Genomic DNA, 15,393 nt, shown 5'->3' with positions numbered 1-15,393 from the left:
CCATGAGGGTGCCCTTCATGGACATCACTCGTCGTCGTCCCCGGTGTCGGCGTCCACCGGGCCGCCGCCGCGGATCATGAACAGGACCGACTCCAGTTCCTCCGGCTTGATCAGCACGTCGCGGGCCTTCGAGCCCTCCGAGGGGCCCACCACGCCACGGCTTTCCAGCAGGTCCATCAGCCGACCGGCCTTGGCGAAGCCGACGCGCAGCTTGCGCTGCAGCATCGACGTCGAGCCGAACTGGGACGTCACGATCAGCTCCGCCGCCTGCAGCAGGACGTCGAGGTCGTCGCCGATGTCCGGGTCGATCTCCTTCTTCTCGCCCGCCTTCTGCGCCGTGACGCCGTCCTGGTAGTCCGGCTGCGCCTGCTCCTTCGCGTAGTTGACGACCGCGGAAATCTCCTCGTCGCCGACGAACGCGCCCTGGATGCGGACCGGCTTGCCGGCGCCCATCGGCAGGTAGAGCGCGTCGCCCATGCCGATCAGCTTCTCGGCGCCCGGCTGGTCGAGGATGACCCGCGAGTCCGTCAGCGACGACGTCGCGAAGGCCAGCCGGGACGGCACGTTGGTCTTGATCAGGCCGGTGACGACGTCGACCGACGGCCGCTGCGTGGCCAGGACCAGGTGGATGCCGGCCGCCCGGGCCTTCTGGGTGATCCGGACGATCGCGTCCTCGACGTCGCGCGGGGCGGTCATCATCAGGTCGGCGAGCTCGTCGACGATCGCCATGATGTACGGGTACGGCCGGTATTCGCGCTCCGAGCCCGGCGGCGCGGTGATCTCGCCGGACTTGACCTTCTTGTTGTAGTCGTCGATGTGCCGGACCTTGTTGACCTGCATGTCCTGGTAGCGCTGCTCCATCTCCTCCACCAGCCAGGCCAGCGCGGCGGCGGCCTTCTTCGGCTGGGTGATGATGGGCGTGATCAGGTGCGGGATGCCCTCGTACGGCGTCAGCTCGACCATCTTCGGGTCGATCAGGATCATCCGGCACTCGTCCGGGGTCGCCCGCGCGAGCAGCGACACCAGCATCGAGTTGACGAAGCTCGACTTACCGGAACCGGTGGAGCCCGCGACCAGCAGGTGGGGCATCTTCGTCAGGTTCGCGGTGACGAAGTGGCCCTCGATGTCCTTGCCGAGGCCGATCACCATCGGGTGGTTGTCCTTGACCGTGGTCGGCGCGCGCAGCACGTCACCCAGGCGGACCATCTCGCGGTCGGAGTTCGGCACCTCGATGCCGACCGCGGACTTGCCGGGGATCGGCGCCAGCAGCCGGACGTTGTCGGTGGCCACCGCGTAGGCGATGTTCTTGGTCAGCGCGGTGATCTTCTCGACCTTCACGCCCGGGCCGAGCTCGACCTCGTAGCGGGTGACCGTCGGGCCGCGGGTGAAGCCGGTGACCTGCGCGTCGACGTTGAACTGCTCCAGCACGCCGGTGATCGCCTCGATCATGGCGTCGTTGGCCTTGCTGCGGGACTTCGGCGCGTCGCCGAGCTTCAGCAGGTCGGGCGGCGGGAGCCGGTAGTCGCCCTCGACCGTGCGGGTGACCGCGAGCGGCGGTTCCGGAGCCTTCTTCGGCTTCTTCTCGGGCACCTCGGCGGGCTTGGCCACGGGCTTCGGCGGCTTGATCGGCGTCGGCACCTCGGCGAGGGCGGCGTCGAGGTCCAGCTGCTCGCCGGCGTCACCGCCCTGGCGCCGCCGCGACGGCTTGCGCAGCCGCGCGGACTTCGGGTCGGCGTCGGTGACCGTGCCCTCGTCGGTGGCGAAGCCCGGGCGCTGCGCCTCGGCTTCGGCGAGCTCCTCCTCGTCGAGGCCCCAGTTGCGCAGCCGGTGCGGGATCTCGCGGACGGGCGTGCCGGTGAACACGAGCACGCCGAAGAACAGGGCCAGGATCAGCAGCGGCACGGCGACCCAGGTGGTGACGCCCATGGTGAGCAGGCCGCCGGAGAAGGCGCCGACGATGCCGCCGGCGTACATCCGGCCGTCGTTGGTCTCGGGCAGCGCGGTGAAGATGTGCAGCATCCCGAGCACGGACAGGACGACCATGATCGTGCCGACGACCATCCGCGGCCGCGTCTCCGGATGCGGCTCGGACCGCATCAGCGCGACGGCGACGACGACCAGCGCCAGCGGCAGCGTGACGGCCCCGGCGCCGAGGACGGTCCGGGTGGCGATCTCCACCCCGGCACCGATCGGCCCGGCCGCCCGCCACCAGACCCCGACGGCCGCGACGATGGCCAGGGCCATCAGGCCGAGCGCGAGGCCGTCCCGGCGGTGTTCCGGCTCGAGCTCGCGGGTGCGGCCGACCGTGCGGGCCAGCGTGCCCAGGCCCTTGGCCAGCAGGTTCCAGGTCCCGCGGACGCCCTTCCCGAAGATCCCGGGTGTCTTGCGGCGCGAGCGTGGCGGTGGCTTGCGCGCGGAGGACGTACGAGGCTTCGCGGGTGTACGCGGCTTACGCGCCGCTGCCCCCTTCGCGCCGCTTCCCGTGCTTCTCTTCCTCGTCGCCGACCCAGCCATGCCTTTTACGGTAACCGGCCGCCGCCGTTCGTCCCACGCGCCACTCTCGGCCAAAGCGCCCCAATGTGGCCTTGGTTGCGTCTGACGCACCCAAGGCGGCCTTCGGTGCGTCAGACGCACCGAAGGCCACATTGGGGCGCTTTACCCAGCCCGGGTGAACCGATCCGGCCTGTGCGCAAACGGGTGAAATCGGCGTCTGCCATGCTCTGCCCCATGCTCGCGCTGCGCACCGACGAACCGCCCCGCCGTGCTCCCGCCATCTGGCGGACCATGCTGAACATCGACCGGGGGCTGGTGAACCTGGTCGGGCGGCTGACCGTGAGCGGCCGGGTGCCCGCGCAGCTGCGGGGCAGGCCGTTGCTGATGACTGCGAACCACATCGGCGTGTTCGACGCTTTCGTCCTGATGGCCGCGTGCAAGCGGATCGGCATCAACCCGCGGTTCATGCTGGCCGGCGGCATCCTCGACGCGCCCGTCATCGGGCCGGCGCTGCGGGTCAGCGGGCACCTGCGGGTGGACCGCAAGCACGCCGGGACCGCCGTCGGGCAGTTCGCCGAGGCCGTCGAGGCGATGAAGACCACGCGCGAGCCGATCATCGTCTACCCGGAGGGCCGGATCAGCCACGACCCGGGCCTGTGGCCGGAGCGCGGCAAGACCGGCGCGGCGCGGCTGGCGCTGGCAGCGGGCGTGCCGGTGATCCCGATCAGCCAGTGGGGCGCGCACGAGGCCGTCTACTGGGGTACCGAGACCGTCAACGGCCCGGCCGACCTGATCCCGCTGGCCCGCTCGGGACTCAGCGCCCCGCTGCGCCGGCCGCGGTTCCGCGTGCACTTCGGCGACCCCGTCGACCTCTCGGACATCGACACGCAGCGGCCGGGCGCCGGGGTGCGCGCGCACGCGAAGATCATGCAGGCGATCACCGACGGCCTCGTCCCGCTGCGCCGCGACGAGCTCGACCGGCCCCACTTCCACGACCCGACGCGGCCCACCGACACGGTCAGCCCCTGGAAGCCGAAGTGACAACCGGAGCTTCGCTCCGGGCCGGGTGCTCCGCCACCCGGACCCCCGAAAGCGTCGTCCGGATCCTGAGACGCGGGGCCACGTGCCCCTAGAGTCGGCGGACGTGAGCACACGGATACTCGTCGTCTACTACAGCTCGACCGGGAACACCGCCGCCCTGGCCGAATCACTCGCTGCCGGCGCGCGCGAGACCGGGGCCGACGTGCGGGTGCGGACCGTGCCGGAGACCGTGCCCGCTGACGCCATCGCGCGGAACCCGCGCTGGCAGGCCTGGGTCGACGCCGGGCCGCACCACGAGCTCGCCACGCTCGGCGACCTCGAGTGGGCCGACGGACTCGCGGTCGGCAGCCCGACCCGGTTCGGCGGCCCGGCCGCTCAGCTCAAGTCCTATTTGGACAGTACGGGTGGCCTGTGGGCGCAGGGAAAGCTGGCGGACAAGGTCGCGACGTCGTTCACGACGGCGTCCACCGCGCACGGCGGCCTCGAGTCGACGCTGCTGGCGATCAACAACGTCTTCTACCACTGGGGCGCGATCGTGGTGCCGCTCGGCTACACCGATCCGCACCTGAAGGAGTCCGGCAATCCGTACGGCGGCTCGTTCGTCTCCCGCAAGTCGGCGGCGCCCGACGAAATCGCGCTCGACGCCCTGCGCCTGCAGGGCCGGCGGCTGGCCACCATCACCACGCACGTCGCGACCGGGCTGAAGCGCGCGGAGTAGCGGCCGGGTGCCACCGCAGCGGCACCCGGACATCGGTTCAGCGCAGGACGGCCGATTCGTCGTCGGCCGGGCCACCGCCGGTCTGCGGTGCGCCGTGCGGCTTCACCGCGACCTGCGGCGCGGGCTTCGGCTTCGGTTTGGTGGGCTTCGGCGCCGGCTTGGTGGGTGTCGGCGTCGGGGTTTCCGGCCACCCCGGCAACGGGGGTACCCCGACTATGAAGCGCCGAGTGGCGTGGCCGTTGCTGCCATCGAGGCAGACCATGGTGGCCTGCCAGTAATCCGGCGCCACATTGGTGAACGTGCGGGAATATATCTTCCCCTTTTTCGTCATCAAACCCAGCTGCTTCGGCATCTGGCCGCGGTAGATGTCGTAACTCGCTTCGGCTTCAACGCCTTCGGTGGGGCACGTACCCGTCACGGTCACCGTGGTTCCCGACACCTTGACGTTCATCGACGTCGGATTGCCCGGCTCGCCGGCCGAAGCGACGGCCGACGTCAGCAGCACGCAACTGGCAGCAACACCCGCGGTGGCAATGGATCTTCGCATGTTTCCTCCGAATCGATCGCGGATTTCCGGGGCACCGCGAACACGCCTGCCGCCGTTGCCGTGGTTGCCGCCCAGCCGTAACGAAACGGACTCACCACCGGTGATCCGGATAACCGGGAAAATCACTTCGGCGGTCACGTCGGGACACCTACAGTCGCGGTGGTGACCACCGAACTGCCCGTCGTCGCGCCACCCCGGGTCGCCCACCGGGGCCGCGGGACCACCTACGTCCTGCTCGCCGCTCTGTTCTTCAGCACGTCAGGCACCCTCGGCAAGTCCGCCATGTCCGCCGGGATCACCCCGGAACAGGTGGCCGCGGCGCGGATCACGCTGGCCGGTGTCGTGCTGCTCGCCGGCGTCGCGCTGGTGGCGCCGCGCAAGCTGCGGGTGCGGCGGGCCGACCTGCCCGTCCTGGCCGGGTACGGCCTGCTCGGCGTGGCCGGCGTGCAGCTGCTCTACTTCGTCGCCGCGGGGCGGATCCCGGTCGGGATCGCCATCCTGCTGGAGTTCGTCTCGCCGGTGCTCATCGCCTTGTGGGTGCGGTTCGTGCGGCGGCACCGGCTGCCGCGGGCGGTCTGGGGCGGCATCGCGCTGGCCATGACCGGGCTCGCGCTGGTCGCCCAGGTCTGGGAAGGCGTCACCCTCGACGGGCTCGGCCTGCTGGCCGGCTTCGGCGCGGCGCTCTGCTCCGCCGGGTACTTCCTGCTCGGCGAGCGCGCGGTGGCCGGCATCGACCCGCTGGGCCTGGTCACCTGGGGCATGGTGATCGGCGCGGTCGCGATCAGCTTCGCCGCGCCGCCGTGGACGTGGCCGGTCGGGCTGTTCGACGCGGGAGTCGAGTTCGGCGCCTGGCACCCGCCGGTGTGGCTGCTGCTGACCCTGCTGGTGCTGGTCGCGACGGTCCTCGCCTACGTCTGCGGGATTTCGGCGCTGCGGCACCTGCCCGCGTCGGTGGCGAGCGTGCTCGGCCTGGTCGAACCGGTGATCACGACGATCGCGGCGTGGGCGCTGCTCGGCGAGCAGCTCGCCTGGCCGCAACTGCTCGGCTCGGCGATCCTGCTGGGCGGCGCGTACGTCGTGCAGCGGAACTCGGAGGTCCTCACCCGCTGAGCCGCCGCCACGGGTTGCGCAAATTCTGCACCAGGCGGCCCCTTGGTGCGAAAATTCCGCGATCCACGTTCCCCCGGGGAGGAAGCACCTTGACGACCGAGTCCGGGCTGCGGCCCGACCTGCGGCAGCGGCACGTCCGGATGATCGCCCTCGGCGGCATCATCGGCGCGAGCCTGTTCATCGGCAGCGGCGCGGTGATCCACACCGTGGGCCCGGCCGCCGTGCTGTCCTACGCCGTCGGCGGGCTGCTCGTCGTGCTGGTGATGCGGATGCTCGGCGAGATGGCGACCGCGTCGCCGGCACTGGGCTCGTTCATGGAGTACGCGCGCGACTCGCTCGGCGGCTGGGCGGGCTTCACCATCGGCTGGCTGTACTGGTACTTCTGGGTCGGCGTGGTCGCGTTCGAGGCCGTCGCGGGCGCGAAGATCCTGCAGGGCTGGATCCCCGGCGTGCCGCAATGGGTGTTCTCGCTGGCGCTGATGCTGCTGCTCACGGCGACGAACCTGGCGTCGGCCCGCTCCTTCGGCGAGACGGAGTTCTGGCTGGCGTCGATCAAGGTCGCCACCATCGTCGTGTTCCTGCTGCTCGGGACCCTGTTCGTGCTCGGGCTCTGGCCGGACGCGCATTTCTCGGTCGGCAACATCGGCCTCGACGGCTTCGTCTCGAACGGCCCGTTTTCGGTGGTGCACGGCGTGGTCATCGTGATCTTCTCGTACTTCGGCGCGGAGATCGTCACGATCGCGGCAGCGGAGTCCGACCAGCCGGAGACGGCGGTCCGCAAGGCGACCTCGACGATCGTCTGGCGCGTGATCGTGTTCTACGTGGGTTCGGTGGCGCTGCTGGTGATGATCACGCCGTGGCGCGAGATCCCGAGCGAGACGAGCCCGTTCGCGGCGGCGTTCGGCCGGTTCGGCGTCCCGGCGGCGTCGACCATCGTGTCGGCGGTGGTTCTGACGGCGGCGTTGTCGGTGCTGAATTCGGGGCTGTACACGGCATCCCGGATGCTGTTCGCGCTGCGCCGCCACGGCTGGGCGCCGGGCTGGGTCGCGGACACGAACGCGCGCGGCGTGCCGTGGAAGGCGATCCTGGCCTCGACGTCGGTCGGGTACGTGGCGGTGGTGATGAGCTACGTGTCCCCGGACAAGATCTTCTACTTCATCATCAATTCGGCGGGCGCGGTGGCGCTGTTCGTGTACGCGATCATCTGCGGCTCACAGATCCGCATGCGGCGGCGGCTGGAGGCCTCGGACCCGGAGAAGCTGAAGCTGCGGATGTGGGGATATCCGTGGCTGAGCTGGGTCACCCTGGTGCTGACGCTCGTGGTGGTGGCGTCGATGCTGTTCGTGGACGAGGACACGCGGGCGCAGTTGTACCTGAGCCTACTCAGCCTGGCGGTGATCCTGGGCGTCTACGCCCTCATCCGCCGGCGAGCCGGCTCAGTGCCGCGAAAAACACGTCCGTGATCTTCGCCGGGTCCGGGGCCACGAACGCCTGGCCCCCGGTCGCCGCCGTCAGCTGGTCCAGTTCCGCTTTGTCCGCGTCCGGGCCGATGCCCACGCCGATCAGCGGGATCGGGCGGCGGGCGTCCTGCAGTTTCGCCAGCTCCGCCAGCAACTCCGCGCGGGACACGCTGTGCGCGTCCTCGTTGCGGCCGTCCGTCATCACGATCACCAGGTTCAACCGGCCGGGCTCCCATTCCCGGCGCGCCGTGCGGTAGGTGTCCAGGACGCTGTCGTACAGCCCCGTTCCGCCGTCCGGGGTGGCCGTCACCCGGTCCAGCTTCTCCAGCGCTCCGCCGGCCAGGTGCTGGGCGACCGACGCCATCGGGAGCAGCTCCCGATAGTCCTTGTCGCCGTCCAGGCGGGTCGAGAAGGTCAGCATCCGCACCTGTGTGGCCGGCTTGAACAGGTGCATCGCCTTGGCCGCCGCCTGCATCGTCACCTGCATGCGGTTCAGGCCCGTTCCCGGGACCTGCGCGTTCATCGAGCCCGACACGTCGATCAGCACCTGGACCCGCGCGCTCAGGTTGACGCCCGCCCACTGGTTGAGCAGCTCGTCGACGACCGGCGCGGGCGGGAGGTTCGCCACGCGGATGCCCTGCGGCACCACCCTCGGGTCGTCGGGGTGGTCGCGCAGCGCCTGGCCGCCCGCCGCGCGCAGGCCCGTGCGGGCGATCGCGTCCCCTCCCGCGTCGCCGAGCACCGCGTCGCGCAGGGCCTCGACGATCGGGCGCTGCGGTGGCGTGATCCCGCCCAGCTCCGCGAACGGGTAGTCCAAGGTGGGCACCGCCGTCGAATAGACGGCGACGAGCGGGGACTTCGAGTCCTCGACGTTGTGGCGCAGCAAGGAGTTCTCCGACGCGGGGAACGTCGTCACCGCGGCCGCGCCGCCGCCGTCGCTCGAGCCCGGCAGGCGGGCGATCAGCTCCGTCTCCGCGCCGAGCGTGTTGGCCGAGAACTGCCGCAGCGTCGCCACGTACGCGGCCGCCGGCTCGGGTGCCGCCTTGACGCTGTCCTGCAGCCCGAGCAGCGCCATCGCGCCGACCGCGTCCCGGGCCGGGTCGGACATCCCCGGCACCACGCCCGGCGCGGCCAGCACCTCCGCCCAGGTGGGCACGCGATCGGGCCAGCCGAGCCCCTTGGCGACGTCCGCGGCGACCGCGAGCACCACCGGCGAGCTCGCCACCGACGCCCCGGTCTCGGGGACGTCGGCCGCGCCGAGCTGGCGGGCCCGGCGCAGCGCGAGCGTGGAGTCCGGCACCCAGACCTGCGGCCGGGGGCTGCCGTCCGACAGGGCGAGCCGCTCGGCCGCCTGCGTCGCCTCCCGCGTCTGGACCTCGATGCTGCCGCACTGCAGGTCCAGGCCGCGCGCGACGAGCGACAGCGCCGGCGCGATGTCCGGCGACGCGGTGACGAGGACCTTCGCGGGCTGCTCGCACGACGGCCGGGCACGCACGGTCGTCACCGTCACCCACGTGGCGGCGCCGAGGACGAGCACGAGACCGGTCGCGACGACGGGCACGAGCAGCCGGCGTCTACCGTCCGAATGACGTCCCATCGGCGCGGCCTCTCTGCGCGAGGCGGGGTGGGATCAAGGTTATCCCGCAACGAACCACCCGCACGTGCGCCGGACGGCCTAACAGGGGCGCGAACTCGAGCGCCCCAATGTGGCCTTGGTTGCGTCAGACGCACCCAAGGCGGCCTTCGGTGCGTCTGACGCACCGAAGGCCGCCTTGGGGCGCTTGGGTGGGGCTAGACCGGGATGACGGTCGGGACGATCATCGGGCGGCGGCGGTAGGTGTCGGCCACCCAGCGGCCCACGACCCGCCGGACCGCCTGCGCGATCCGGTGCGTGTCGGTGATGCCTTCGGCCTCCGTGCGCGCCAGCTCCATCTCCACCAGCGGCACGACGGCGGCGAGCGCCTTCGGGTCGTCGGAGAAGCCGCGGCCGGACACCGTGGGGCTGCTGACCGCGCGGCCGGTGGCGGAGTCGATCGCGACGCTGATCGAGATGAACCCGCCCTCGCCGAGGACCAGCCGATCCGACAGCGTCGACTCACCGACGTCACCGACCGACAGGCCGTCGACGTACACGTGCCCGACCTCGACGCGGCCGGTGCGGGACGCCTTGCCGTCGACCAGGTCGACGACCACGCCGTCCTCGGCGATGACCACGTTCTCCGCCGCGACGCCGGTGCGGATCGCCAGCTCGGCGTTGGCTTTCAGGTGCTTCCACTCGCCGTGCACCGGCATGACGTTGCTCGGCCGCACCGCGTTGTACAGGTAGAGCAGTTCCCCCGCCGACGCGTGGCCGGACACGTGCACCTTGGCGTTGCCCTGGTGGACGACGTTGGCACCGAGCCGGGTCAGGCCGTTGACCACGCCGAACACCGCCGTCTCGTTGCCTGGGATCATCGAGCTGGCCAGCACGACGGTGTCGCCCGCGCGGATCGAGATCTGCCGGTGCTCGCCGCGCGCCATCCGCGACAGCGCCGAGAGCGGCTCGCCCTGCGAACCGGTCGAGACGAACAGGACCTTGCTCTCCGGGAGGTTGCTCGCCTGATCGAGGTCGACGAGCAGGCCGTCTGGCACGTTCAGCAGGCCGAGGTCGGCCGCGATCCCCATGTTGCGGACCATCGAACGCCCGACGAACGCGATCCGGCGGCCGTGCCGCTGGGCGGCGTCGAGGACCTGCTGGACGCGGTGCACGTGGCTGGCGAAGCAGGCCACGATGACGCGCTGGTCGACGCGGCGGATGACGTCGTCGAGGACCGGGCCGATGTCGCGCTCGGGCATGACGAACCCGGGCACCTCGGCGTTGGTCGAGTCGACGCAGAACAGGTCGACGCCCTCGTCGCCGAGCCGGGAGAACCCGGCCAGGTCGGTGAGGCGCCCGTCCAGCGGGAGCTGGTCGAGCTTGATGTCGCCGGTGTGCAGGACCACGCCCGCCGGGGTGCGGATGGCCACGGCCAGCGCGTCCGGGATGGAGTGGTTGACCGCGAAGAACTCGAGGTTGAACACGCCGACGTCGCGGCGCTCGCCCTCGCGGACCTCGATCAGCTTCGGCCGCTGCCGGTGCTCCTTGGCCTTCGCCGCGAGCAGCGCGTTGGTGAACTTCGAGCCGTAGATCGGCAGGTCCGGCCGCAGGCGCAGGAGGAACGGGACGGCACCGATGTGGTCCTCGTGCCCGTGGGTGAGCACCAGGCCTTCGATGTCGTCGAGGCGGTCCTCGATCGCGCGGAAGTCCGGGAGGATCAGGTCGACGCCGGGCTGGTCGTCCTCGGGGAAGAGCACCCCGCAGTCGACGATGAGCAGCCGTCCGCCGAATTCGAAGACGGTCATGTTGCGCCCGACCTCGCCGATGCCGCCGAGCGCGACGATGCGCAGGGCTCCCTCGGGGAGTGCGGGCGGGGCGTTGGTGGGGCCTGGACCGGCGGGAAGTGAGCTCACCGAGGCAGGGTCCCAACGCTGGTGTGCGAGGTCGGCGCGATGTAGGCCGCTCGCGAATCTGCTTGTGCCACCCGCTCACCATGCCAGTCCTGGGCCGCCGTGTCGCCCAGCGGCACGCCGCCCTGGGCAAGATCAGCGGCGATCAGGGCCGTCTGCTCCGTGGTCGGCGCGACGATCGGCAGCCGCGGGTCGCCGATGTCGAAACCGCGCAGCCGCAGCGCCGCCTTGCTGAACGCGACCCCGCCGACCCGCGACATCGCGCGCAGCACGGGCAGCATGCCGCGGTGGTTGGTGCGCGCGGTGGACGTGTCGCCGTTCTCGTAGGCGTCGATCATCGCGCGGATCCGGCCCGCGACGACGTGACCGATCACACTCACCACGCCGACACCGCCGACGGAGATCCACGGCAGGTTCAGGCCGTCGTCGCCGGAGTAATAGGCGAGGTGGGTGTTGGCGATGACCTCGGAGCCGGCGATGAGGTCGCCCTTGGCGTCCTTGACCGCGACGATCCGGGGGTGCTCGGCCAGCCGCAGCAGCGTGTCGACCTCGATCGGGACGACCGAGCGCGGCGGGATGTCGTAGAGCAGCACGGGCAGCCCGGTGCTGTCGGCGACGGTGGTGAAGTGCGCGAACAGCCCGGCCTGGCTGGGCCGCGAGTAGTACGGCGTGACGACCAGCAGGCCGTGCGCCCCCGCCGCTTCGGCCTGCTTGGCCTGCTCGATGCTGTGCGCGGTGTTGTTGGTGCCCGCACCGGCCACGACGGTCGCCCGGTCACCGACGGCCTCGACCACGGCGCGGATGAGGTCCTGCTTCTCCGCGTCGCTCGTGGTCGGGCTCTCGCCGGTGGTGCCGTTGACCACGAGGCCGTCGTTACCCAGCTCCACGAGGTGCTCAGCCAGCTCCTGCGCCCGCTTCAGGTCCAGCGCGCCCTCGGCGTCGAACGGGGTGGCCATCGCGGTGAGCACGCGCCCGAACGGCCGTCCGGGCGCTGCGGTAACAACCGGAGCTTCGCTCCGGGCCGGGGGCTCCGCCACCCGGGCCCCCGAATTGCCTGTGGTAGGTGGGTTGGACATGGGGAGACGGTACCTCGCCGGTCCGACGAAAACCGCGCCGACCTGGTCACCAGGAGGATTTCCCGGGACCGGCCGCTCGTCGCGGAACTTCTACTTGACCTTGGTCACGATCGGCGCGGTGATGGGGCCGCCGTCGGCTTTGGCGAGCACGCAGTAGAACTCGCGCGCGGGCTGCTCGTTCTTGGCCGGCATGGCCTCCCACTCCGCCTGGGTGGGCACGAGCGCGCGGAAGGTGAGGTCCGGCCGCCGGGCTTCGGGCACGATCGACGACCGGAACGCGGTCGCGCACGCCGCCTCGGCGCTCGCCGTCACGGCGGGCAGGCCGGGGTAAGCCGCGATCTTGGCGTCGTCGGAGGTCCAGTTCTCGACCGACAGCAGGCCGCCGATCTCGTAGACCTCGAGCGTGTGACTCTTGGTGCACTCGGTTTGGTTGTCGTCCTTGCTGATGATCGCGCCGTCTTGGACGGGCCCGTTGTAGCAGCGGTTGTAGTCGTTGATGTCCACGCGCAGCTGCCCGCCGACGCCGTAGGTCATGGTCGGCTGCTTCTGCTCGTCGGCGGCGGGCGTCTCGAAGGCCTTGCCCGCGAGGAACCCGCCGACCAGGGCGGCGACGACCAGCACGGCCGCGGCCGTGAGCCAGAGGACGCGGTGGGACTTCCGCTGCGGCGGCTGCGGCGCGGAGGCGCCGAGCATCGCCGTGCCGCGGGGCGGGGTGGGCCGCACACCCTGCGCCGTGGTCAGCAGGTTCTGCGCCTGGGCCGCGGTCAGCCGCGCGTCCGGGTTGGTGACGAGCAGGCCGAGGATGGCCGCGGCGATCGGGCCCTGGCCGCGGGTGAGGTACGGGATCTCGGTCATGATCGCGTGCAGCGTCGCGGCGGTGGTCGCGCGCTCGAACGGGATCGAGCCTTCGACGGCGAAGAACAGCGTCGCGCCGAGGGACCACAGGTCGGACGCGGGCATTGCTTCCCGGCCCTCGACGCGCTCCGGCGCCATGAAAGCGGGCGAGCCGACGATCATGCCGCTGGTGGTCAGGCGCGGGTCGTCGACGGCGTGGGCGATGCCGAAGTCGGTGAGCTTCACGCGGCCGTCCGGGGCGACGAGGATGTTCGCGGGCTTGACGTCCCGGTGCACGATCCCGGCGGCGTGGGCGGCCTGCAGCGCGGCGAGCACCCGCTCCCCCAGCTGAGCGGCCTGGGCGGCGGGCATCGGACCGCGCTGCCGCACGAGGTCGGCGAGGCTGGGCGCCTCGACGAGCTCCATGACGATGAAGGTGGTCCCGCCGTCGGTGACGACGTCGTAGACGGTGACGACGGCGGGGTCGTTGAGCCGCCCGCCGGTGCGCACCTCCCGCAGGGCGCGTTCGGAGAACACGGCGGCCGACTCGGCGTCGGGCAGCCGCAGTTCCTTGACGGCGACCTGCCGCCCGATGACCTGGTCCTGGGCCCGCCACACGACGCCCATGCCGCCGCGGCCCAGTTCGCCCAGCAGGAGGTAGCGGCCCGCGACAACCCGCTGACCAGGCGTGACGGGCGCCTGGGGCGGGTAGGGCCGGGTCTGTTCGTCGGTCACGGTGCTCCTTCGGGCGGCGGTCGCGCAGATGCTAGTCGGACCGTCGCCGGGCGCCGCGGGTTCCGCCCGATTCGGACGTCAGCGGCGGGTCTCGCCGTGGTAGGGCAGCCACCGGTAGCCCGGCGCGAAGTCGCTGAACTCGGCACGCCTGCCCGTCGCGGCCCAGATGTCCTCGGAGACGACGAGCCCCGGGAAGGTCGTCAGGTCCTTCTCCGCCAGGAGTTCGTCGTGGCTGCGGAACAGGTCGGTCTCGATGCCGGCGATCGCGTAGCGGTAGACCGGCGGCGCGATCCGGAGCAGCCAGTAGAGCCGGCGCCCGGCCGCGGTCATGGCCGCCGCCTCCTCGGCGGAGTTCACGCCGGTGCGGCTGAGGCCTTCGGGCGCGACCCCGCACCACCAGGCGCCCTCGTTCTCGAAGACCCTTGCGGGCCAGCCGTCGAAGTGCCGCGCGAGGTCGCGAGCGTGGGTCTCGCGACCCCCGCATTCGGCGTTGAGGCCGAAGATCCAGGCCATGACCGCGTTTCCCCGTTCGTTGGGTCAACCGGTGACCGTGAGGTAGATGAGCACCAGGTTGAGAGCGATGATGATCGCCGCGATCACCGAGGCCGCGACCGTCGTCAAGCGGCGGTTCGTGTCCGCCCCCATCAGATCACGGTCGGCCGTGAGGCGGATCAACGGCACCAACGCAAAGGGGATCCCGAACGACAGCACCACCTGGGACACCACCAGCGCCGCACTGGGATCGGCGCCCAGCGCGAGCACCACGATCGCCGGGATCAGGGTCACCAGACGGCGCAGGACCAGCGGAATTCGCTTGTGCAGCAGCCCCTGCATGATCATCGCGCCCGCGTACGCACCCACCGACGTCGACGCCAGGCCCGACGCCAGCAGGCCGATCGCGAACATCAGCGCGATGCCCGGGCCGAGCGCCGAAGCGACCGCGCCGTGCGCGCCCTCGATGCTGTCCACGCCCTCCTGGCCCTGGAGGTTCGTCGCGGCCAGCAGCAGCATGCCGAGGTTCACCGCGCCCGCCAGCAGCATCGCCAGGCCGACGTCGGCCCGCGTCGCGCGCAGCAGGCGGCGGCGCCGGACGCCGTCGGGACGGCCGTGACGGTCGCGGACCAGCCCCGAGTGCAGGTAGACCGCGTGGGGCATCACCGTGGCGCCGAGCATGGCGGCGGCGATGAGGATGCTGCCCGCGCCGTCGAACCTGGGGACCAGGCCACCGAGGGTCTCGGTGGCCGACGGCGGCTCGACGAACAGGCTCGCCAGGAAGCCGACCGCGATCACCAGCAACAGGCCGGTGACGACCCGCTCGAACGTGCGCTGGCCGCCGCGGTCCTGGACCGCCAGCAGCGTCAGCGAGACCGCGCCGGTGATCACGCCGCCGACGATGAGCGGCAGGTCGAACAGCAGGTTGAGGGCGATCGCGCCGCCGACCACCTCGGCCAGGTCGGTGGCGACGGCGACGATCTCCGCCTGCGCCCAGTAGGCCAGCCGCGCGCGCCGGGACAGGCGGGCGCGCAGGGCTTCCGGCAGCGACATCCCGCTGACCAGGCCGAGCTTCGCCGACAGGTACTGCACCAGCACGGCCATCAGGTTCGCCGCGACGATCACCCAGACCAGCAGATAGCCGTAGCGGGCGCCGGCGCTGATGTTGGAGGCGACGTTCCCCGGGTCGACGTAGGCGATGGCGGCGACGAACGCCGGCCCGAGCAGGGCCGAGCCGGCGCGCAGGCGGGTCACCAGTCTCGGCCGGACAGCCTCGGTCACAGCCATGACGCCACCTCTCGAAAACTGGATGTCGGGGACCCTAAACCGAAGTTTAGGCATGCCAAACTTTGTTTTTCAAGGGTGACGGGTCCCACCCTGACGCCCGGGTACCCGGAAAAG

At 71.4% G+C, this 15,393-nt stretch carries 12 protein-coding genes; 4 read left to right on the top strand and 8 right to left on the bottom strand.

Going from position 1 to position 15,393, the window contains the following annotated elements:
- Positions 1 to 24: 24 nt before the first annotated feature.
- Positions 25 to 2,514, bottom strand: coding sequence for a DNA translocase FtsK 4TM domain-containing protein (locus ACLJQF_RS29505; RefSeq protein ID WP_410613587.1), 2,490 nt, complete (start codon positions 2,512 to 2,514; stop codon positions 25 to 27).
- 213 nt (positions 2,515 to 2,727) lie between these two features.
- Between ACLJQF_RS29505 and ACLJQF_RS29500 the strand changes: the two genes are divergently transcribed.
- Both ACLJQF_RS29500 and wrbA read left to right on the top strand, forming a co-directional pair.
- Positions 2,728 to 3,534, top strand: a complete 807-nt coding sequence (locus tag ACLJQF_RS29500; RefSeq protein WP_410613585.1) for a lysophospholipid acyltransferase family protein — start codon at positions 2,728 to 2,730, stop codon at positions 3,532 to 3,534.
- Positions 3,535 to 3,637: 103 nt separating this feature from the next.
- Positions 3,638 to 4,252 carry an NAD(P)H:quinone oxidoreductase gene (wrbA, locus tag ACLJQF_RS29495; protein ID WP_410613583.1) on the top strand — a complete coding sequence of 205 codons (615 nt, stop codon included), beginning with the start codon at positions 3,638 to 3,640 and terminating at the stop codon, positions 4,250 to 4,252.
- 37 nt (positions 4,253 to 4,289) lie between these two features.
- Here wrbA and ACLJQF_RS29490 read toward each other — a convergent pair whose 3' ends face one another.
- Positions 4,290 to 4,937: a hypothetical protein gene (locus ACLJQF_RS29490; RefSeq protein WP_410613581.1), complete on the bottom strand. Its 648-nt coding sequence runs from the start codon at positions 4,935 to 4,937 to the stop codon at positions 4,290 to 4,292.
- Between the two features lie 24 nt (positions 4,938 to 4,961).
- Between ACLJQF_RS29490 and ACLJQF_RS29485 the strand changes: the two genes are divergently transcribed.
- Positions 4,962 to 5,909, top strand: coding sequence for an EamA family transporter (locus ACLJQF_RS29485; RefSeq protein ID WP_410613579.1), 948 nt, complete (start codon positions 4,962 to 4,964; stop codon positions 5,907 to 5,909).
- Between the two features lie 89 nt (positions 5,910 to 5,998).
- Entirely contained in the window at positions 5,999 to 7,372 is a 1,374-nt protein-coding gene (locus ACLJQF_RS29480) for an amino acid permease (protein WP_410613577.1), read from the top strand.
- Here the strand turns inward: ACLJQF_RS29480 and ACLJQF_RS29475 are convergent.
- The 6 genes from ACLJQF_RS29475 to ACLJQF_RS29450 form a co-directional block, all read right to left on the bottom strand.
- Complete coding sequence (locus tag ACLJQF_RS29475; protein WP_410613575.1) at positions 7,326 to 8,966, bottom strand: VWA domain-containing protein; 1,641 nt, start codon at positions 8,964 to 8,966, stop codon at positions 7,326 to 7,328. The two genes, ACLJQF_RS29480 and ACLJQF_RS29475, sit on opposite strands and share 47 nt — an antisense overlap.
- Positions 8,967 to 9,160: 194 nt before the next feature.
- Positions 9,161 to 10,858: a ribonuclease J gene (locus ACLJQF_RS29470; RefSeq protein WP_410613573.1), complete on the bottom strand. Its 1,698-nt coding sequence runs from the start codon at positions 10,856 to 10,858 to the stop codon at positions 9,161 to 9,163.
- Positions 10,855 to 11,892 (bottom strand): 4-hydroxy-tetrahydrodipicolinate synthase, encoded by a 1,038-nt coding sequence (dapA, locus tag ACLJQF_RS29465; RefSeq protein ID WP_410613681.1) that lies wholly within the window; start codon positions 11,890 to 11,892, stop codon positions 10,855 to 10,857. Before dapA ends, ACLJQF_RS29470 begins: the two co-directional genes overlap by 4 nt.
- A gap of 129 nt (positions 11,893 to 12,021) precedes the next feature.
- Positions 12,022 to 13,500: a serine/threonine-protein kinase gene (locus tag ACLJQF_RS29460; RefSeq protein WP_410613571.1), complete on the bottom strand. Its 1,479-nt coding sequence runs from the start codon at positions 13,498 to 13,500 to the stop codon at positions 12,022 to 12,024.
- A gap of 78 nt (positions 13,501 to 13,578) precedes the next feature.
- On the bottom strand, positions 13,579 to 14,013 hold the full coding sequence (locus tag ACLJQF_RS29455; RefSeq protein WP_410613569.1) for a hypothetical protein: 435 nt from the start codon (positions 14,011 to 14,013) through the stop codon (positions 13,579 to 13,581).
- A gap of 24 nt (positions 14,014 to 14,037) precedes the next feature.
- Positions 14,038 to 15,279 (bottom strand): Nramp family divalent metal transporter, encoded by a 1,242-nt coding sequence (locus ACLJQF_RS29450; protein ID WP_410613567.1) that lies wholly within the window; start codon positions 15,277 to 15,279, stop codon positions 14,038 to 14,040.
- Positions 15,280 to 15,393 lie beyond the last annotated feature (114 nt).

The organism is Amycolatopsis sp. lyj-109 (assembly GCF_046548995.1).
GTDB lineage: Bacteria > Actinomycetota > Actinomycetes > Mycobacteriales > Pseudonocardiaceae > Amycolatopsis.
Note: the sequence above shows the minus strand (reverse complement) of the source record. Positions and strands in the feature narration are given on the sequence as shown.

Coding starts and splice junctions, on each gene's coding strand:
- ACLJQF_RS29475 (WP_410613575.1), bottom strand. CDS start 8,966: ATGGGACGTCATTCGGACGGTAGACGCCGGCTGCTCGTGCCCGTCGTC.
- ACLJQF_RS29500 (WP_410613585.1), top strand. CDS start 2,728: ATGCTCGCGCTGCGCACCGACGAACCGCCCCGCCGTGCTCCCGCCATC.
- ACLJQF_RS29455 (WP_410613569.1), bottom strand. CDS start 14,013: ATGGCCTGGATCTTCGGCCTCAACGCCGAATGCGGGGGTCGCGAGACC.
- ACLJQF_RS29450 (WP_410613567.1), bottom strand. CDS start 15,279: ATGGCTGTGACCGAGGCTGTCCGGCCGAGACTGGTGACCCGCCTGCGC.
- ACLJQF_RS29505 (WP_410613587.1), bottom strand. CDS start 2,514: ATGGCTGGGTCGGCGACGAGGAAGAGAAGCACGGGAAGCGGCGCGAAG.